Origin of the sequence: Bradyrhizobium sp. 2TAF24 (genome assembly GCF_052115025.1) — a bacterium.
Lineage (GTDB): Bacteria > Pseudomonadota > Alphaproteobacteria > Rhizobiales > Xanthobacteraceae > Bradyrhizobium_A.
Map to the genome: position 1 here is coordinate 24,629 of NZ_JBFRFW010000012.1, position 18,103 is coordinate 42,731.

Genomic DNA, 18,103 nt, shown 5'->3' on the forward strand with positions numbered 1-18,103 from the left:
CCTCGCCCTCCACCACCGTCATGCGCGGGCAGCGCGATCCGTCTTCGACGGATCGCCATGACTAAGGTCACCCGCGCATCCAGCTTGCTTCGCAAACGACGGTGCAGAAGAAGCTGGATTGCCGGGTCAAGCCCGGCAACGACGAAATTCAACAGCGCCGCGCGAGGACATCTCCATGCCCCACTGGGTCCGCTTTCGCCACGGCGACACCGTCGGTTTCGGCACGCTCGCCGATGGCCACGTCACCGTGCATCACGGCGACATGTTCGACAGCCCTCGCGCCAATGGCACGCGGCTGCCGCGCGCGGATGTCACGCTGCTGGCGCCGACGACGCCGTCCAAGGTGATCGCGCTGTGGAACAACTTCCACGCGCTCGCCGCCAAGCTCGGCGTCGCCGAACCCAGCGAGCCGCTGTATCTGCTCAAGGCGCCCTCCTCGGTGACCGATCCCGACGCCGCGGTCGGCCGCCCCTCGTCCTATGACGGCCGCATCGTCTATGAGGGCGAGCTCGCCATCGTCATCGGGCGGACCTGCAGCAACGTCGGCCCGGACGACGCTGACGCCCACATCTTCGGCTACACCTGCGTCAACGACATCACCGCCGCCGACATCATCACCCGGGACTCAACCTTCGCCCAGTGGGCCCGCGCCAAGGGGTTTGACGGCTTCTGCCCGTTCGGCCCGGTGATTGCGACCGCCGTCGATCCGGCGACACTGGTGGTGCGCACCGTGCTCGACGGCGCGGAGCGGCAGAACTATCCGATTGCCGACATGATCTTCAGCGCGCAGCAACTGGTCAGCCGCATCTCCCATGACATGACGCTGCATCCCGGCGACATCATCTGCTGCGGCACGTCGCTGGGCGTCGGCGCCATGAAGGCGGCGGTCAGCACCGTCACCGTGGCGATCGACGGCATCGGTGAGCTGACCAACACGCTGCATCAACCGGCGATCGCCTGACGGACGGCGTCAGGTCGGCCGACGCGCCGGCATCGGCGCCTGCAGACGCAGCATCAGGCCGGCGAGGCCCCGGATCGGCGCCGTCGCCACGCGCAACACCACACGCCCCGCCCAGTGGATCAACGACCGCAGCGGCAGCGCGGCAGCGTAGCCACGGCGCAGCAGCGCGGCGCCGCCGGCCACTCCCCGCGCGGCGAGCGGCGCGAGCCATCGCCGGACCATCGCCATGCCGGGCAGGACGACGACGTCGCGCAGCGTCACCATGATGCGCGTGGCCACCGCCCGCATGCGGTCGAGCCCGCGCGCTGCCGGATCATAGATTTCGCTGACGACGCAGAGCACGCGATACGCCAGGCACCCGAACAGATAGGCTGCGAGCGCCGGCAATGCCCCGATGAATATCAGGCTGAGCAGGCGGTGGGCGATCTGTTCGGCGGACAGCAGCGTATGCAGCGACGCGACGATCAGGCAGAGCGACGCGATGAGACGTCCGATCCGGTAGCCCGAGCTGCCCCATCGCCCGACGCTCTCGGCGGCCTCGGATCGTTTCGGCTTCTCCGGCACCAGGCGGCGCACGCCGAGATAGCATTCTCTCGTCTTCACCATTGCTGGTCCCCAAACCAGAATGACTGTCCTGCAGATTAGCAGCACAGACTAAACGGCTGGTTACGCAAACGCGCGGCGAAGCGTGCGCGTGCAGCGCTCTGCGAGACATCTGCAGCCACAATCGGCGCGGCGCACAGGTGTCCCGCGTGCGATGATGGCCCGTTGGCCGGTGCTGAGGATTTCAATCCTCAGCACCGCACGCGGACAGGCGGCAGGTGTCAGGTGTCAGGTGGCTAATGTCAGCCGCCGTATCCGCCGCTGCTGCGGCCATTGGCGTTTTCACCGGCGCTGTTGGAGCCGCTCATCGAGTTGGCGTTGTTGCCGCCGGCCGCTGCATTGCCGCCGCTCATGTCGGGCAGCGGCCGCTCGATGCGCGGGTCCGGCATCGGCTGCACCGGCGCGCGCGGCTGCGCCGCGTGATGCGCTTTGGTCTCCGCATGGCCGGCGACCGCAACCGGGGCGAGCGCGGCCACGAGGCCGGCAAGCGCGGCTGCGCAAGCCAGGCGTTGAGGCGTCATCGTTCTGGTCATGGCGATCTCTCCCTGCTCCGCCCCTGCGCCCGTCGCCGGATCAAGCCCGGGGCATGCTTCGCTCGAAAACGCGCTGGCCGCGTGCCGGCGCGCAGTGATTCATGCCGTGCCGAGCCGCGGCCGTCCGGCCTCAACCGGCCGCCTTCTCCACCGGCAGGTCGTGCAGGAAGCCCGCCAGCATGCGGCGGCTGCGGGTCAGCGCGCCGATCCGCTCGTCGAGCTCGCGCACCTCGCGGGCGAGGCCGGCACGCAGCGTGGCGCACGGCGTGAACTCCGGCTTGTCGCTGAGCAGGCAGGGCAGCAACTGGCGGATGGCGTCGAGCTTCAGCCCGGCCTCGCCAAGCAACCGGATGCGCCGCACCGTCACCTCGGCGGCGGCATCATAGTCGCGATAGCCCGCGCCGGTGCGGGCCGGCGCCAGCAGCCCTTCCGTCTCGTAGTAGCGCAGCATGCGCACGCTGACTCCCGTGCGCCGTGACAGCTCGCCGATCTTCATCCGCGCCCTCGCCTCCTGCCGCCATCGGGCCGCTTGACCCTGACAGCGCTGTCAGACTCTAGCATCGCGCACCCTGACGGCCAACCCCATGAGGATACCAGCCATGAAGCTCTACCGCCTGACCCGCGACGCCGACGGTGCCCGCCCCACCCTGACGGAGGCGCCGCTGCCCGAGCCCGGACCGCACGACGTGCGCGTGCGCATCGAAGCCGCGAGCCTCAACTACCGTGACCTGCTGGTGCTCGGCGGCGTGGCGCAAGGCGCCGGCGACGGCCGCATTCCGCTGTCGGACGCCGCCGGCACGGTCGATGCGGTGGGGGCGAATGTGCAGCGCCTCGCGGTCGGCGACCGTGTCGCCGCCACGTTCTTCCGCGACTGGACCGACGGCCCGTTCCAGGCCCGCTACATGAGCTCCGCGCTCGGCGGCAGCGCCACCGACGGCGTCCTCGCCGAACATGTGGTGCTGCCGGAGCATGCGTGGGTGCGTGTGCCCGCAACGCTCGACGCGTTGGAGGCCGCGACCTTGCCGTGCGCGGCGGTGACCGCCTGGCATGGGCTGATCGCCCGCGGCGGTGTCAGTGCCGGCGACACGCTGCTGGTGCAGGGCACCGGCGGCGTTGCGCTGTTCGGCCTGCAGTTCGCCGTGGCGCTCGGCGCGCGGGTGATCGTGCTGTCGTCGTCCGACGACAAGCTCGCGCGCGCCAGGGCGCTCGGCGCCACCGACCTCGTCAACTACCGCACCACACCCGACTGGGACGCCGCGGTGCTCGACCTCACCGGCGGCCACGGCGTCAGCCATGTGCTGGAGCTCGGCGGACCGCAAACCTACCAGCGCGCGCTGAACGTCGTCGGCGCCGGCGGCAAGATCGCCCAGATCGGCGTGCTCACCGGCTTCGGGCCGCAGCCCAATCTGGCGCGGCTGCAGAGCATGAACGCCGACATCATCGGCGTCACCGTCGGCTCGCGCGCGCATTTCGAGGACATGCTCGCCTTCATCGCGGAGCGGCAAATCCGGCCGGTGATCGACCGCGTGTTCGCGTTCGATGCGGTCGGTGACGCCTACGCCCACCTGCGCGCCGCGAACCATGTCGGCAAGGTGGTGATCCGGGTTGGGGGGTAGGAGGCCCCAACAGTCCGGTTCATTGCGAATCCGAGCACATCCAATGCGTCGATCCTGGGCGCCCTCCGGCGGTCCGATTTATTTGCGAGCTCACTACACCCAGTGCGTCATTGCCGGACTTGATCCGGCAATCCAGCTTTCCTGCGACAAGCAGAAAAGTTGAAGCTGGATCACCGGGTCTCGACGCTTCGCGTCGGCCCGGTGATGACGCCGAATATGTGGAACGCCTAAATCTCGGATAGCTGCCGTCACGACGACGTCTTCCCTCATCCTGAGGAGCGGCGCAGCCGCGTCTCGAAGGATGAGGCCGTGACGCCACGGCCTCATGGTTCGAGACGCGCGGCGGTGCCACGCTCCTCACCATGAGGGTCTTGCGTGATGCGGAGACCGCCACGCGACCACAGCGTCATGTTCTGCGCGGTCGCGTTGGCGCGGCGCCATCACGACGATGCCCGGCTCAATCCGCCGACGGCAGCCGGCGCATGGTGAACTCGATCATGTCGCCGGGCAGCTCGCGCCAGTTCTCGACCTCGCTCATGTACGCCGCCTTGGGATAGCGCGCGAGATATTCCTTGGCCTTGGCGCGGGCCTCGGTGCGCGGCAGCAGGAAGCTGTCGCGCTTCATGCCGTCATTCCACGTGCTTCGCTGGAATCGCCGCTCGGCAATCTGGCGCGCGACATCCTCTGGCTTCTGGTAGCGCATGACACCGTCCTGTCCGTTGACCGCCTCCCTGGTCTTGTCCCGCCGCGGACGGCGGGCTGCCAGGTGATTTTCTGTCGACACGCGCCCGAAAGCGGCGGCCCGTTGAGCTGATGACGTCGGCTAGCGGCCGGACGCCTTGCCTCGCGGCTGGGACGCTGATCTTCGGACTGCGGATACCGGCTGCACGCGCGGACGCGCGACTGCAGGCGCGCCGGCCGACGCGCCGCGCGCGCTCTGGCGCAGCGCGTCACGCAGGTCGATCGGCACGCCGTGCTTGTTCAGAAGATCGGCAAACGCCTCGTCGGCGAGCTCCTGCAGCGTCGCCATGCGGTCGCTGCCGAGCTGCTTGAGCTTGCTGAAGGTGTCGTCGTCGAAATCGATCAGCTTGCGCATGGTCATCCCGCCCGCGCCGCTTTCTTCGCCGCCGCCTTGCCCCTCGCCGCCGGCTTTGGCGCAGCCACTGCGGCCGTGTCATTGGCCTTGGCTTTCGCCTTGTCGCTGGCGGCGGCTTGCGGCGCGCCCTCGGCGTCGCCGAGCGAGGCATCATGCGCGGCGGGATCGCCTTCGAGCTCCGGCGGCGGCGCGGCCTTCAGCGCCCGGCCGGACTTGTAGTTGCGATGCTCCCACTCATGCCGGTCGATGCCCATGGCGCGGCTCCGTCAGCCCGCCTTGCGCTGGCGGCCGCCGGCCCGCGGCGCGGGCTTCCTGGCGACCTCGCGCCCTGCTTCCTTCGCCGCGGCCGCCTTGCCGGCGCCCTTGCCCGCGATTGGGAACAACATCTCCTTCTGGCCCTCGATGCGCTTGCGCGGCTTCTTGCCCTTGGCCGGCTTTTGGGCTTTCGCCGCCGGCTGCGCCTTGACGTCGTGGCCGAGGCTCTTGCGCAGCGCATCCATCAGGTCGATGACGTTGCTCTCGCTGGGCGCCTTGCCCCGCGTGATCGGCTGACCGGCCTTCTTGCGGTTGATCAGGTCGATCACCGCGCTCTCGTACGCATCCTCGAACTTGTCCGGCGCGAAGTGGCCGGACTTGCTCTCGACGATATGCTCGGCGAGGTCGAGCATGTCCCTGGTGACTTTCACATCCTGGATGCCGTCGAAATACTCGTTCTCGTCGCGCACCTCGTAGGGGTAGCGCAGCAACAGGCCCATCAGGCCCTTGCCGCGCGCCTGCAGCGCGATGATGTGCTCGCGGTTGGTCAGCACCACACGCGCCAGCGCCACCTTGTCCATCGCCTTGATGGTCTCGCGGATCACCGCGAAGGCGTCATGGCCGACCTTGCCATCAGGCACCAGGTAGTAAGGGCGCACCAGATAGAGATCGTCGATCTCCGCCTTGGGCACGAACGTATCGATCTCGATGGTGCGGCCGCTCTCCGGCTGGATGGCGTCGAGTTCGTCCTGCGTCACCTGGATGTAGCTGTCGGTATCGACCTTGTAGCCCTTGACGATGTCGGCGGCGGCGACCTCCTCGCCGGTCTCGGCGTCCACCTTCATGTACTTGATGCGATGGCCGGTGGCCTTGTTGATCTGGTTGAAGCTGATCTTCTCGGACTCGGAGGTGGCCGGATACAGTGCGACCGGGCAGGTCACCAGCGACAGACGCAAAAAGCCTTTCCAGTTCGGACGCGGCGCCATCTGAAAACTCCAAACGCAACACGCTACCAATCGATCAGTGCCGGGCTGGTTCCCGTCGATCCCGCTGCCGTCATGCTACCCTTTCCTGTGCAACAGTCGATAGGATCAGTCGTTTTTTGCGTGCCGGCTGGTTAAGGCCGGAACAGGCCGGGAACGTTGTGCCGTTTCGGGGACGTGAGCGGCTCACTTGCGCTGCCCAGCACCTTGACTTGGCCGCCTCGAGCGCGAAAGAGAAGGCCTGTTCGCCCGCCCTCCCGCCTGCCCCGCCTCAACTGCCCCGTTCATGTTCCTGCATATCTTCTTCATTCCGGGCCAGTGGCTGCTGGCGCGCTTCAACCGGCTCGACCAGGCCCGCCACCCGCTGATCTGGATCATGGCCCTCGCTGTGCTGATGACCGTGCCGGCGCTGCTGCTGCGCGCCGCTCACCACGAGGAGGGCACCGTGATCGCGCTGGCGCGCGGCGCGCTCGAGGACGGCCACTGGCTGACGCCGTTCCGCTATGGCGCGCGGTTCGCCGAACGGCCGGTGCTGCTGTCGTGGATCATCGCCACCCTCGGCGCGGTGGTCGGCGAAATCACGGTTCCGCTGGCGCGGCTGCCGCACATCGCCTTCCTGATCCTCGGCGGCGTCATGGTCTATGACCTGGTGAAGCCGCTCGGCGGCAAGGCGGCCGGCCTGTTCGGTGCGCTGTGCTGGCTGGCAAGCCCGATGGTGGCGCAGAAGGCGATCACGGCGGAGCCCGACGTCACCACCTCGGTGCTGCTGTTCAGCGCGTTCTGGTTGTGGTGGACAAGCACGGCCGCGGGCCGGCTGACGCTCGGGCGCTGGCTGATGATCGGCGCGCTGATGGGAATTGCCGGCCTCGCCAAGGGGCCGCAGCCGGTCGCCTATGTCACTCTCGGCGTCGGCATCGCGCTGCTGGTTCGGCGCGAGATCGCGCAGCTGCCCGGCTTCGTGCTGGCGAACGCGATCGCCGGGATCATGGTCGGCGCCTGGTATGTCGCGGTGGCGATCCCGTCCGACGTCCATGGCTGGGCGGTGCATTCGCGGCTGCTCGACCTCGGCCACGTCCAGCTCGTGCGCGACCATCTCGATTTCGTCGTCAGCCTCGTCGCCGAGTGGCTGCCCGGCACGCTGCTGCTGGGGCCCGCGCTGGTCATCCTGTGGCGCGGCGCCAGGGGCCTCGACGCCGAGCTGCTGCGCGCGGCGCTGATCTATGCGCTCGCCTGCTCGCTGGTGCTGCTGGCCTGGCCCGGCGGCGTCGCCACGCGCTATGCCATGCCGGCCAATCCGGCGCTCGCGGTGATGTGCGGCGTGATGTTCGCGCGCTGGCGCGGGCCGCATTCGCGGGTGATCGTCTCGACGCTGGTGATCGGCGGCCTGATCGCGACCTATGTGGTGGTGCTCAGCTGGATCGTGATGCCGCTGATGCCGCGGCTGTTCCAGGACGCGCGCATCGCCGGTACCGCCGTGCAGGCGGTGCGCCGCGATGTCGCCGGGCCCGTTTATGTGCTGCCGAGCTCGGCGGAGCACAACATGCTGGCCTATGTCGCCGGGCCGATCCGCGAGGTGCCGATGGCCGCGCTCGCCACCCTGCGCGGCCCCGCGCTCGCGGTGGTGACCCCGCAGGAGCGCGCCGCGCTGGCGCAGCTGGCGCCGGACCTGCCCTGGCACGAACGCACCACCGTGCAAGCCGGCGGCACCGCGCTCGGCGTCTACGAGATCGCGCCGTGATGCGCGTCTGCCGGCAGCGGCGCTGAAAACGATAAATGGCCCGGCACGCCGAGGGGGGCAAGGCGTGCCGGGCCAAGTCGGGAGGAAAGCAGACAGCCGGTCTGCCAGCGGATCCAAATCGATCGCCGATGTCGAACGCCCGTCAGGTCATCTCGCTCCAGCCTCTCGGCGCGGCGCGCCCACTGTCGTGATCATGATGTAATGCTGCGGGTGATTCGATCGATCCGGCAAAGCGCTGTCCTCGCGGCGCGCCATGATACCGCCCGGGCGCGGTTGCTGCGGATCGACGGCACGGCCGGCGCAATTGCGGGACGGAGCACACAGAGCCACGGGCGTCATCGCACATGGCCATGTCAATGCTTGCTGATCGCCAGCCAGATCAGGCCGAGCACGCCCGTCACGATGATCGTCACTGCCGCCCCCAGCCCCTTGCGCTTGACGGTGTCGCTGGCCTCGCGCCAGGCGCGCAGATGGGCGAAGTCCTTCTGCACGGCGATCACCGCCTCGGGATCGTCGGCGTTGACGCCGAGCGCGAGGAAGAACTCCTTCACCGTCGCCCGCGCCGTGGCCTCGGCGATCTCGCGCACCTCGTGGCTTTCCGTCATCCGCCTCTCCTGAAGATGCGCGTCACCCGCTCGACCGCCGTGGCGCCGAAGTACGACACCACGATGGTCTGGAACACAGCCCAGAAATTCGGATCGAGCCGGTCGGTGCTGCCGAGGCCCAGCACCTTGTCCCACACCACCACCTTGAAGGCGAAGATGATGAAGGGCGCGGCGAACAGCGGGCGGATGATCGCGGTGTACCAGCGGCCTTGTTCGGCGATCAGCAGTTTCGTGGCATCCGCGCGCGCGGCGATCTCGGCGCGGATTTCGGCTTCGGCGAGCTCGAGCGCCTTCTGGTCCTGACTGTCCAGCGACTGCAGCCGCGCCTTGTAGGCGTTGAGCAGCCCGGCGATCAGCGGGCCGCCGAGAAATGACAGCAACGCGCCCCACATGGTCAGGCGCCCTTGCGCAGCGAGCGCAGCCGCGCGATCAGCGTGATGAGCGAGATGCCGAGCAGGATGCGCCCCACCGTTCGGGTGTCGCCGATCGCCGCCGTGAGCTGATCCCTCAGCCCGGGATCGCCGAGCGCATCGCCGATGCTGTCGATGGCCTGGAAGACCATGCCGGTGACCGCAAGGGCGTAGGACCAGGCGACCGTGAGGGAATGCAGGCATGCCGCCTTGAGCTTGCGCCAGATCATGGCCGCGCCTCCTGTTTGCGATGCTTGATGAAGAACACGATCGCCGCCGCAAGGCCCGCGACGACGACAACCACCAGCGCCGCCCTGGTGCCGGACGACAGCCCCGGCCACCACGCGCCGGCGCCCGCCGCGGCCGTGGCGGCGGCGATCACCGCGGGCGTTTTCGGTTTCGGCGACGGACGGCCAGCCGCGCGCCGCGCTGCGGGCACGGCCGATGGCGTGGCATCGCTGTGCCCGAGCGCCGCCGCCACGCCGGCGTCGATCTCGGCCATCGCCAGCAGCAGCCCGGCGCAGCCGAGCTGGGCGTCGACAGCGTTGGGATCGTAGACGCCGTCCCGCACATACTTGCCCCGGCTGTACTGATCGGTGCCCGACCACACGTAAGGCGACGGCTGGCCCATGCCGGCGTAGCCGAGGCCGTTGTAGTGCTCGAGCAGGGTCAGGAGGCCGCCGGGCGACCAGTCTTTCCATCGCGCGGCATGCGGCGGGCAGTCCACCAGCGCGTCGACCGCCGCCGCCGCCCATGACGGAAACGGCCCGCGGCCTCTCGGCACATGAGTGCTGACGCGATTCCACGGATCGCCCTGCGCCAATGATGCGTCCCAGCGCTGCGACGCCTCGCGCTCATGAATCACCGCGATCACGAACCATGGCACGCCGGTCTGCCTGGCGACGGCGAGGTAGCGGTCCCTCGCCGCCACCAGCCGCCGCGCCACGGCCCGGAAGGCCAAGCCGCGATCGGCCAGCATGCGGGCGACCGCCCAGCGCCGCGCATTGGCGGCGGTGAGTGCACTCAGCGCCACCATCACAGCCCTCGCTCGATATCGGCCTTGATCTTTTCCCTGATCTTTTCTTTGGCGCTGGCGGCCGCGCCGCGCGCCCACGCGCGGATCCTCGGCCACGACAGCCCGGCGAGGACGCCGAGCGCGAACAGCACCACCTCACCGGCAAGAGCGGCTGAAGTCATCGTCGTTTTCTCCATGAAAAAAGCCCCCGAACGGGGGCCTCACTGGGAAGATGCCGCCTTGATCGGCGGCGGGTTGCAAGTATGATTGCAGGGCTATCAGGCGTTGAAATGTTGCAATTTGTTTCTTAGACTGCGTCACAATGTTGCAGCGTTATTCATGGGCCTTTGACGATGGATATGCCCTCGCTCCGGCGGGCGATACGCACGCGCGATCTCCATCCCGACGCCGGGTCACGAACGCTGCGCCGGACCGTCGGCTCGGGCCGCGACATGCGAGCCGCGGGACATGCGCGCCGCCGGCACGGCGATAGCAGCGACGGCCGCGGCGTGACGAACGTCCGCAGCGATGCACGCCGGCAGGCCGCGCCCGACCATCGCCGCGACAGCTCATGAACGGCTCGGGACTGCCAGTCGCCACCGGTGCAAGCCATGCCCGACAACACCAGGGACCGGCGTGAGCTGTGCCAGAACTTTGACGGTTGAAGCCTGAGTCACGATCCATGCCTTTGAAGGAATTTGACGACCGCCTGATTGTCGAGGACATCGAAGCGGCGGTGAAATCACCGCAGGTCCGCGGCATCCTGAAGGCGCTGCTGATCGGCCTGATGATGCTGTTCTCGGTCAGCACCCTGAACGGCTCGACCTGGAAAGCGATCGCCGCCGGCGCCGTTTTCTTTCTGGTCGGAAGCTTCAACACCTGGCGCAGGTACCTGGAGCTGCCGGTGTTCGTCATTTTCTGCATCGCGACGCTGTATCTGTGCAACAACCACATCCTGCAGGATGTCGTATCCGCGATCGCTCACATCAGGCAGCTGATCACGGAGTAGACGCCGTGAACGCAAGGCCCGTCAGCCCAAAGCCACAACGGCGGGCTGACGGGCGCGCGCGTCACGCCTGGATCAAACAGAAGCTTCGTTGACGCCGGTCGATGGCGACTGCGCCCGGCCGACCGTGAGCCATCGTCCCAGCCGATTGAACGGCATTTCGATCATGGCCCACGAAAGGTAGGCCACAGGAACAGACAGCAGGACGACGGCCAGCGAGCACGCCAGACCAACCTCGATCGGATGCGCCCGCGTGAACTGCAGCGTTTCAGCCCTCGCGCAAATGATCTCCACGAAGATCATGTTGAAGAGATAAAAGCTGTAACTGATCCTGCCGAGGAAATGCGAGATCGGCCGGGCCAGCCATCTGCCGAGCGCTTCGGCCCGCCGATGGTAGATGAGCGCGATCAGCACGGCTATTGCCAGGTGCTGCAGCGTCGACCTGAGAAAGACGACCAGGACCAGAACAACGATCCAGGACGATCGCGGCAGCATATTCGCGACCCACGCGCCAATGCGCGTCGGCACCAGGGTGCCAAACGCAAAGCACAGCCACGCTCCCTCGAAGTAGGGAAACGCCGCCTGCACCGCCGGGATCTTGAGAAGCAGCGAAATCGCGCCCGCAGCAACAACGAGCCCGACCTCTCCTGCGAAGCGATAGCCTGCGAACACCAGCAGAATGAACGCCGGCGCGATCATTTCGGCATTGAGCGTCCAGGTTGCGCCGTTGACCTGAAACCTTGCCAGCGCGACATTCTCGGCAAGCTGCCGAAGGGTGATCTCTCGGACAAGGATGGGAAAAACGATGGCACTGGCCACCAGGCAAACGATCAGCGCCGGATAGATCCTGAAAAAGCGCCTGACATAGAACCGGACCGGAAGCGTCCGCACCGGCTCGTTGTCGGCGATCAGGCTCTTGAACAGAACGGCGCCGCTCAGCGTGAAGAAGATGAAGACCGCCGTCAGTCCGTTGAAGACCGTGAAGAACAACTTTGACATGACGCTGTAGGCGTCATGCAGGCTGTGCCAGCTGGCGGAATGGATGCGCTGGATCTGGGTGGGCTCGACATAGAGGACCGTATGGAAAATCGCGACCACGAGCGCGGCCCAGCCCCGCAGTCCGTCCAGTTCGCCATTCCTGACGTTCACGTTCGCGCGCCCCGCCGTGGCTTCCGTCGCCTCGTCATGCCCCACCCTCCCGACGGGCGACAGCCCCCGCAACGGGAGCGTGATGCGACAGATGAGAGGCCGGCCCCAGCTGGGCGAGATAGGCCAGCAGCTTCATCTCCCGCCGCCCCCGCGTCACCGTATCAAGCACCAGGCCGGAGCTCACCGCCAGCATGGCAAGGATCATGAGGCCGGTGGACAAGACGGCCGTCGGCAACCGCGGCACGATCCCCTCCTCGAGATAGGTCACCGCCAGCGGGATCGAGAGCGCAACGGCGCTGACGGCCAGCACGACCCCGATCGTTGAAAAGAAGCGCAGCGGCTTTTCCGAGCGATAGAGCTTGATCATGGTGTTGAGGATGCGAAATCCGTCACGCCAGGTATTGAGCTTGGATTGAGAGCCTGCAGGCCGGGCACAGTACGGCGTTTCGATCTCGGCGACCGGCAGCGAAAGCTCCAGCGCATGCACCGTGAGCTCCGTCTCGATCTCGAACCCGTCGGAAAGCACCGGGAACGACTTGATGAAGCGCCGGGAAAAAACGCGATACCCCGAGAGAATGTCCGTGAACTGCTGGCCGAACACCGAGGCAAGGACGCCGGTCAGGACGCGGTTGCCCAGCCGGTGGCCACGGCGGTAAGCCGCTTCCTCCTGGCCGACCCGCAGCCCCACCACCATATCGAGGCGCTGATCGCACAGCAGAGCGACCATTCGCGGGGCGCTCCGGGCGTCATATGTCGCATCGCCATCGACCAGCACATAGATATCCGCGTCGACGTCAGCGAACATGCGCCGCACGACATGGCCTTTTCCCTGCCGCCGCTCATGGCCGACAATGGCGCCGGCCTCGCGCGCGACCATCACCGTGCGGTCGGTGGAATTATTGTCGTAAACATGGATTTCGGCGCTCGGCAGCGCCGCACGGAAATCCGTGACGACCCTGGCGATGGCATGCTGTTCATTGAGACATGGGATGAGCACGGCCACCCGTGCGGCCGGAACCGTCATGCTCTCGCACCATCAGCATAAAGCCGCTCCGCATCGCCGAATGACGCGAGCATGATCCATGACGACAGCATCGCCGCCGGCATCAGATAGTAGGGCGTGTAAAGTTGGTGCGTGAAGAAGAAGGCCGCGCTGACGATACAATTCACGATGGCGACCAGCGCCGCGGCCTTGATGCTCGGCAGCTGCGTCCGTGAATAAAGCAGCACCGCACCGACCAGCCCGAACATCAGCAGCCCGCCCTGGGGGTTCTGCATGTAGTAGAGCGCCGCGCTGAACGTCAGATCGGGCGGCGACGCATCGACAGAGCTGTAGGTCGTCGCGAACGGACTGCCTGCGTTGATCCAGTTGGCCGCGAGGGTCGGCGCTGCGCCGACGACAATCGCGATCACAAGCAGCGCGGTCTCGCCCTTGAAGTGCGCAAAACGGCAGCGCACGAGCTCCCGCAGGCACCCTGCGCCAAACCCGGCCGCCAACAGAATATTGGCGATCCGCAGATCGGCGCCGATGCCGAGCAGAAGGCCGATGACTACCGCGGTGACCAGCCGCCACCTGTTGTGCGGCGAGAACAGCAGCGGTGTCAGCACCCCCAGCAAGGCACAGACCGCCATCGACGGAGCGGCGGAATAACTGGCCTTGACCGGATTGACCATCAAATAAACCGAGAGCGCGCCGAATATCCCGCTTGCGATCAACAGGGCAACAGACCTTGCACGAAAGGTCAGGAGCAGCGCGACAGACAACACGACGAGCGTGGACGAGATGTAGAGACCGGCAGCCTGCCGGCCTTCAGGAAAAAGAGCGAGCAGCGCTCCGGTTCCCGGAGGATATTGCAGAACCCATGTGTTGTTGTCCGCAATGAAGGTATGGGTGATCGGCCTGTCCGGATCGCTCCAGGCAAGATGCTGGATGCTGAGGACCGCGTTCCTGAAGAAATGATCGTCGTCCCGCCTGATGTCGGTATTCAGGCCGGCGATGCCGAAGCGCTTGAACAGGTGCGCCTGCCGCAAATAGCCGAGGTCATCAAAAACGCCGCGCCGCTCACCCCAGTGCGCCGCCGACCAAAACACCCCGCAGGCCAGCAAGACGCAGAGCGCCCCGCAGGCCAGCCTCAATGTCAAAAATCCATGCCTTCCACGATTGCCAATAACATCCGACACTGCAGAAGCCCCCTGCAATCTATCGCATAAGCACTCCAAACCAGCCCATCATCATCGCGGACTTCTGCCTCAGCGTCATCCGGCACAGCAACGCTTCAACCTACTCCAGGAACAACGGAATTTACAACCACGGCGAGCTCGAATAAAGAAATGCGCGCGTAACGATCAAAAGTCGGACACTGACGGACCAGACGGAAAGCGACGGCTGCAACGATGCGCTCGCGGCGAGGAAGGCGCCTGCGCATTCGGAGACGGTGTATCACCAGGCGTCGTCAGCGCTTGAAGAGGCGCGGCCTCGGCGGGCTGTTGTGCAACGTCTCTGACGGCTATCAGCCGGGCAGATACCAAGCGCACCCAAGCGCCGCATTGAAGGTACGCCGGGATCAACGCGCCGGGCGGCAAATCAATGCTCGGCATGGATCAGCACGGCACTGAAACTGCCGATGCCTGGCATGCAGGAGCCGGTATTCACCGTTGATGGCGCTCGCTGACGGCACTATAGGACATTGAAATATCGCAAATTACTTCCTAGGTTGTCCCGCTCCCAGGAGACAACCTAGTGCCCGTCGCGATCGTCAATTCCCTGTTCAAGCCACCCAGCGGCGAGGATGTTGCCGCAGCACGGAACGTCGGGCATTTCTATGGGATCGACCTCCTACGCGGCCTCGCTGCTGTCGCTGTAGTGATCTGGCACTATCAGTTCTTTTTCCAAGCTGGCCCGCTCAAGCCGACAGCAGCGCCAGCCGATATCGACCGGACCATCCAGCCGCTGTACTCATTCCTGTGGCCGATCTACGAGCACGGTCACTGGGCGGTGCAGCTCTTTTGGATGATCTCAGGTTTCGTGTTCGCCCATATCTACGCCGGCCATCGCACGACGCTCCCCGACTTCGCGCTACGCCGCTTTGCACGACTATACCCGCTGCACCTTCTCACGCTGATCGTGGTAGCCACCCTGCAGGGAGTAAGCTGGTGGCTCACCGGCGGGTATCAGATCGCGACACGCAATGATCCCTATCATTTCCTTCTGCAACTCTTCATGGCGTCGCAATGGGGACTGCAGGATGGCGTCTCGTTCAATGTTCCGGTGTGGTCCGTGTCGATCGAGGAGCCGATCTATCTGCTGTTCTTCTTCACCGCGGGCGCCATTTTCTCACGAGGCATACTCCGGCCTCTCGTTCTGACCGCCGTCGCTACTGTGTTGACGCACGCGCTGCGCGCTGAGACGCCAAAGCTGTTCGCAATGTGCGTCATGTTCTATTATGCCGGTGTCTGCCTATATTTCCTTGCGGGCAAGCTGCGCAGCCATCTCCCCCTCACCGTCCTGATCGCTGCGGCTGGAATCGGCTCGGCATTACTCCTGTCCGAGCTGCGGATCGCCGGCCGCGCGCTTCCGCCGTATGACGTGGGCCTCGTGCTATTTGCGCCCATGATCTTGTTGCTTGGCGTCACGGGCTATCGGGGAGCCGCCAACGTTGCTGTATCAAGCTTTCGATGGCTCGGCGACGCTACCTATTCGATGTATCTATGGCATTTTCCGCTGATCGTGCTTGGCTGCATCATCCAATGCACGACCGCGTCAGGCGACGGCATCTTACGAAGTCCGCTCACGCTGGCGGCGTGGGTCGCCTGCATGATCGTCGTCGGCGTCCTGTCCTTCCGCTGGATCGAGCGCCCCGCACAAACCGCAATTCGAAAGATCGGCGCTAAATCACTCGCAAGAGCATCGGCAGAACGATCGTTGGCTGCACCGTCCAAAGAGCAGCCTGCGGAGTGACGTTACCGTTGATCGACGCCGTCACACCCGGGATGCTGTTGCTGCTGGGGTTAACGACGACGGTTCGCGGCGTGCCGCCCGCATTTAGTGCCATCACGGTTCCCGCACCGCCCCCCGGGGGCAAAGGCATCGCCTGAAACTGCTCGCCGATGCTGGTGCCTGTCGAGGTAAAGGCGCGGTTGTCCGTGACGGTCACTCCGAGCTGCACGTTCGGCAGATTGGCCTGCGCAATGGCAACGTTCTGGTTTCCACCTTTCGCCCCGTAGGCGGTGCCAGTGATGCCACACCCGCCCGCCGTAAGCAGCCCGAGCACTGACGATCCCCCCATGCCGTCAAGACCGGCGATGACCCGCCCGCGCAGATCAGGGACATTGAAGGTTGTCGAGCCATCGCCGGGCCCATAAGCCGTGCCGACAGATGCGAAAAGATTGGCGTAGATCGTGCGCGAGATCGGCTGTCCATAGGGGAACACGAACGCGGAGTTCGGCGGGGTCCCGATGATGTACGGCATCAGCCCCCCCAGCGGCACGCTGAACGGATTGCCGGCCAGCCCGCGCAGGATGAACTCGTTCGCGCCGAAGAAGTAGGTCGCCACATAGGGCGTGCCCTGCACCAGCGTGCCGGACGGCAGGTCGACACCCGGCTGATAGTGGATCGGCGCGGCAGGAAGCCCGTCGACCGACAGCGTGCAGGCCCCCGTATTCGTCAGGTGCGGCACGAACGCAATCTGCTGGCTGTCGAGGTGGCCCGCGCTGTCGAAGCCCTGATACGACGTGAGCGAATATGCCGATGCGCCGCCCGTCGCGAGGTTCGCGCCGGCAATGTCGTCACGGTACTTCGCCGCCGCCGCCATCATCGCGCGCGTGCCGTCATTGAGCGCGGACGGGCTCATGCCCTCGGGAAAAGGGCAGCTCGGATCGGCGTTGGCGTTGTTCGCCGCGGTGCGGCTCCATTTCCAGAAGGTCATGCTCTGTCCTCTCGACTGAAGATCAAATTGGATTGTCGATGCACGAACACCGGCGCCCCGCGCCGGAGAGGCCGCACTGCCGCACGTTTTCCGCGTCGCAAAAGACAACATGTCGCATGCGGCGGTGGGCGCACCGCGCATCGTCGCCACAATCCCGCCGCGCCGGCGCGGCCAGATGAAGCGGAAATCAGCGGTCCAAGGGAGGCCGCGCCATGAACACGACGCCGCGCACGTCCGCCCCAGCCAGGCCGCCGACCGGCCCGATCGCCGCCGTCTTTCTCATCGCCTGGTCCGGCGTCGTCATCGTCGACCTGCCGGCGCTGCTCGTCAGTATCGCCGCCACCGCGGGAATCCTGCTCACGGCGTCATTCGTTGTCATCCCGGCCACGAGCGCCGTCCATCACCTGATCGTGGATCCCGACGCCAGGCCGCTCGCGATAATCCTTGGACTGTGGGCAATCATCGTGCTCGTGAATGTCGCCTGGGAGATCAGGCATCGCATCCGCGTCAAACAGCGACGGTCGCGCCTCCGAACCCCTGCGGACGACCGACGAGCATCGCCATGGGCTTGATCGCCATCACCTGGTCCATCGCCGCGCCGCTGCTGTTTCTGTGCGGCCTTGCGTTCGAGTGGTTCACCTTTCCCAGCAGCTGGCCCGGAATGGTCATCTATGCCGTGGCCATGCTGTGCTGGTATGCGTCGCTCGCCTGGGTCTACCGTGCGTTCTTCCGATGGGCCGAAGCGCACTGGCCGCGGGCGACGATCATCCGTCAGATCCTGAGTGCGGTGCTGGCTTCTCTGCTCGCGATAGGCAGCAGCAGATCATAGAACCAGATGCTCCCAATAATGCATGCACCGCTTTCCCTCGCAGACGCGATCGACTTGAACGGAAACCGGGACACGCGGAAGTTCGAGCTGCCCAGCCCCGGTGAGAGTTGAGCTATGAGACAGAGCACCCTGCAGCAAGAACCTGCCACCGACGCACAGCGCCCTGCGGAGCCACCAGCCTGGCTCATCCACCATCAGGTACGGGATGATGTCCTCCATCCCGACGACGTGTACGGACTTCCGCCCGAGGGCTTCATATCCTACTACGGACGCATGACCCTCAGCTTCGTGATCGAAGCAGCGAAAATTGCGACCCGGCTCGTTTTCGAATCGCTGTTCTGGGTGGTGTTCGCACTGATCAGCTTGATTGGGCGGTGAG

General features: G+C 66.0%; 24 protein-coding genes. 8 read left to right on the forward strand and 16 right to left on the reverse strand.

The window, feature by feature from the left end; genetic code table 11:
• The first annotated feature begins 175 nt into the window (after positions 1 to 175).
• Complete coding sequence (locus tag AB4Z37_RS18835; protein WP_441518269.1) at positions 176 to 961, forward strand: fumarylacetoacetate hydrolase family protein; 786 nt, start codon at positions 176 to 178, stop codon at positions 959 to 961.
• Positions 962 to 970: 9 nt separating this feature from the next.
• On the opposite strand, the gene AB4Z37_RS18840 is transcribed toward AB4Z37_RS18835, so the two are convergent.
• The 3 genes from AB4Z37_RS18840 to AB4Z37_RS18850 all read right to left on the reverse strand — a co-directional run bounded on the left by AB4Z37_RS18840 (position 971) and on the right by AB4Z37_RS18850 (position 2,593).
• The gene (locus tag AB4Z37_RS18840) at positions 971 to 1,537 is read right to left on the reverse strand and encodes a hypothetical protein (protein WP_441518270.1); all 567 of its coding nucleotides are present in this window, start codon (positions 1,535 to 1,537) and stop codon (positions 971 to 973) included.
• Positions 1,538 to 1,806: 269 nt separating this feature from the next.
• Positions 1,807 to 2,097: a hypothetical protein gene (locus tag AB4Z37_RS18845; RefSeq protein WP_441518271.1), complete on the reverse strand. Its 291-nt coding sequence runs from the start codon at positions 2,095 to 2,097 to the stop codon at positions 1,807 to 1,809.
• A 130-nt stretch (positions 2,098 to 2,227) separates the two neighbouring features.
• Positions 2,228 to 2,593, reverse strand: a complete 366-nt coding sequence (locus AB4Z37_RS18850; RefSeq protein WP_441518272.1) for a MerR family transcriptional regulator — start codon at positions 2,591 to 2,593, stop codon at positions 2,228 to 2,230.
• A 103-nt stretch (positions 2,594 to 2,696) separates the two neighbouring features.
• Between AB4Z37_RS18850 and AB4Z37_RS18855 the strand changes: the two genes are divergently transcribed.
• Complete coding sequence (locus AB4Z37_RS18855; protein ID WP_441518273.1) at positions 2,697 to 3,713, forward strand: zinc-dependent alcohol dehydrogenase family protein; 1,017 nt, start codon at positions 2,697 to 2,699, stop codon at positions 3,711 to 3,713.
• A 457-nt stretch (positions 3,714 to 4,170) separates the two neighbouring features.
• Here the strand turns inward: AB4Z37_RS18855 and AB4Z37_RS18860 are convergent, their stop codons facing one another.
• The 4 genes from AB4Z37_RS18860 to ku all read right to left on the reverse strand — a co-directional run bounded on the left by AB4Z37_RS18860 (position 4,171) and on the right by ku (position 6,050).
• Positions 4,171 to 4,416: a hypothetical protein gene (locus tag AB4Z37_RS18860; protein ID WP_441518274.1), complete on the reverse strand. Its 246-nt coding sequence runs from the start codon at positions 4,414 to 4,416 to the stop codon at positions 4,171 to 4,173.
• Between the two features lie 120 nt (positions 4,417 to 4,536).
• On the reverse strand, positions 4,537 to 4,809 hold the full coding sequence (locus AB4Z37_RS18865) for a hypothetical protein (RefSeq protein WP_441518475.1): 273 nt from the start codon (positions 4,807 to 4,809) through the stop codon (positions 4,537 to 4,539).
• 2 nt (positions 4,810 to 4,811) lie between these two features.
• Positions 4,812 to 5,063, reverse strand: coding sequence for a hypothetical protein (locus AB4Z37_RS18870; RefSeq protein WP_441518275.1), 252 nt, complete (start codon positions 5,061 to 5,063; stop codon positions 4,812 to 4,814).
• A 12-nt stretch (positions 5,064 to 5,075) separates the two neighbouring features.
• Positions 5,076 to 6,050, reverse strand: coding sequence for a non-homologous end joining protein Ku (gene ku, locus AB4Z37_RS18875; protein WP_441518276.1), 975 nt, complete (start codon positions 6,048 to 6,050; stop codon positions 5,076 to 5,078).
• A 283-nt stretch (positions 6,051 to 6,333) separates the two neighbouring features.
• On the opposite strand from ku, the gene AB4Z37_RS18880 reads away from it, so the two are divergent.
• On the forward strand, positions 6,334 to 7,785 hold the full coding sequence (locus tag AB4Z37_RS18880) for an ArnT family glycosyltransferase (RefSeq protein WP_441518277.1): 1,452 nt from the start codon (positions 6,334 to 6,336) through the stop codon (positions 7,783 to 7,785).
• A gap of 353 nt (positions 7,786 to 8,138) precedes the next feature.
• Here the strand turns inward: AB4Z37_RS18880 and AB4Z37_RS18885 are convergent, their stop codons facing one another.
• The 5 genes from AB4Z37_RS18885 to AB4Z37_RS18905 are packed head-to-tail and all read right to left on the reverse strand — an operon-like array spanning position 8,139 to position 9,997.
• Positions 8,139 to 8,390, reverse strand: a complete 252-nt coding sequence (locus tag AB4Z37_RS18885; RefSeq protein ID WP_393013486.1) for a hypothetical protein — start codon at positions 8,388 to 8,390, stop codon at positions 8,139 to 8,141.
• Entirely contained in the window at positions 8,387 to 8,782 is a 396-nt protein-coding gene (locus AB4Z37_RS18890; protein ID WP_441518278.1) for a hypothetical protein, read from the reverse strand. The genes AB4Z37_RS18885 and AB4Z37_RS18890 overlap by 4 nt, the downstream gene beginning before the upstream one ends.
• A 2-nt stretch (positions 8,783 to 8,784) precedes the next feature.
• The gene (locus tag AB4Z37_RS18895; RefSeq protein WP_441518279.1) at positions 8,785 to 9,030 is read right to left on the reverse strand and encodes a hypothetical protein; all 246 of its coding nucleotides are present in this window, start codon (positions 9,028 to 9,030) and stop codon (positions 8,785 to 8,787) included.
• A complete protein-coding gene (locus AB4Z37_RS18900) occupies positions 9,027 to 9,836 on the reverse strand; it encodes a hypothetical protein (RefSeq protein WP_441518280.1) in 810 nt (269 codons plus the stop codon). The genes AB4Z37_RS18895 and AB4Z37_RS18900 overlap by 4 nt, the downstream gene beginning before the upstream one ends.
• Positions 9,836 to 9,997 (reverse strand): hypothetical protein, encoded by a 162-nt coding sequence (locus AB4Z37_RS18905; RefSeq protein ID WP_441518281.1) that lies wholly within the window; start codon positions 9,995 to 9,997, stop codon positions 9,836 to 9,838. The genes AB4Z37_RS18900 and AB4Z37_RS18905 overlap by 1 nt, the downstream gene beginning before the upstream one ends.
• Positions 9,998 to 10,497: 500 nt before the next feature.
• Between AB4Z37_RS18905 and AB4Z37_RS18910 the strand changes: the two genes are divergently transcribed.
• Positions 10,498 to 10,824 carry a hypothetical protein gene (locus AB4Z37_RS18910; protein ID WP_441518282.1) on the forward strand — a complete coding sequence of 109 codons (327 nt, stop codon included), beginning with the start codon at positions 10,498 to 10,500 and terminating at the stop codon, positions 10,822 to 10,824.
• A 72-nt stretch (positions 10,825 to 10,896) separates the two neighbouring features.
• Here the strand turns inward: AB4Z37_RS18910 and AB4Z37_RS18915 are convergent, their stop codons facing one another.
• The 3 genes from AB4Z37_RS18915 to AB4Z37_RS18925 are packed head-to-tail and all read right to left on the reverse strand — an operon-like array spanning position 10,897 to position 14,151.
• Positions 10,897 to 11,970: an acyltransferase family protein gene (locus AB4Z37_RS18915; protein ID WP_441518283.1), complete on the reverse strand. Its 1,074-nt coding sequence runs from the start codon at positions 11,968 to 11,970 to the stop codon at positions 10,897 to 10,899.
• 34 nt (positions 11,971 to 12,004) lie between these two features.
• Entirely contained in the window at positions 12,005 to 12,994 is a 990-nt protein-coding gene (locus AB4Z37_RS18920) for a glycosyltransferase family 2 protein (protein ID WP_441518284.1), read from the reverse strand.
• Complete coding sequence (locus AB4Z37_RS18925) at positions 12,991 to 14,151, reverse strand: hypothetical protein (protein ID WP_441518285.1); 1,161 nt, start codon at positions 14,149 to 14,151, stop codon at positions 12,991 to 12,993. The genes AB4Z37_RS18920 and AB4Z37_RS18925 overlap by 4 nt, the downstream gene beginning before the upstream one ends.
• A 559-nt stretch (positions 14,152 to 14,710) precedes the next feature.
• On the opposite strand from AB4Z37_RS18925, the gene AB4Z37_RS18930 reads away from it, so the two are divergent.
• Complete coding sequence (locus AB4Z37_RS18930; protein WP_441518286.1) at positions 14,711 to 15,928, forward strand: acyltransferase family protein; 1,218 nt, start codon at positions 14,711 to 14,713, stop codon at positions 15,926 to 15,928.
• On the opposite strand, the gene AB4Z37_RS18935 is transcribed toward AB4Z37_RS18930, so the two are convergent.
• Positions 15,858 to 16,895, reverse strand: coding sequence for a phage tail protein (locus AB4Z37_RS18935; RefSeq protein ID WP_441518287.1), 1,038 nt, complete (start codon positions 16,893 to 16,895; stop codon positions 15,858 to 15,860). The genes AB4Z37_RS18930 and AB4Z37_RS18935 overlap by 71 nt on opposite strands.
• A 212-nt stretch (positions 16,896 to 17,107) precedes the next feature.
• Between AB4Z37_RS18935 and AB4Z37_RS18940 the strand changes: the two genes are divergently transcribed.
• From AB4Z37_RS18940 to AB4Z37_RS18950, 3 genes are all read left to right on the forward strand, one after another.
• A complete protein-coding gene (locus tag AB4Z37_RS18940) occupies positions 17,108 to 17,467 on the forward strand; it encodes a hypothetical protein (protein ID WP_441518288.1) in 360 nt (119 codons plus the stop codon).
• Positions 17,458 to 17,724: a hypothetical protein gene (locus tag AB4Z37_RS18945; protein WP_441518289.1), complete on the forward strand. Its 267-nt coding sequence runs from the start codon at positions 17,458 to 17,460 to the stop codon at positions 17,722 to 17,724. The genes AB4Z37_RS18940 and AB4Z37_RS18945 overlap by 10 nt, the downstream gene beginning before the upstream one ends.
• Positions 17,725 to 17,838: 114 nt before the next feature.
• Complete coding sequence (locus AB4Z37_RS18950) at positions 17,839 to 18,102, forward strand: hypothetical protein (protein ID WP_441518290.1); 264 nt, start codon at positions 17,839 to 17,841, stop codon at positions 18,100 to 18,102.
• The last annotated feature ends 1 nt before the right edge of the window (position 18,103 follow it).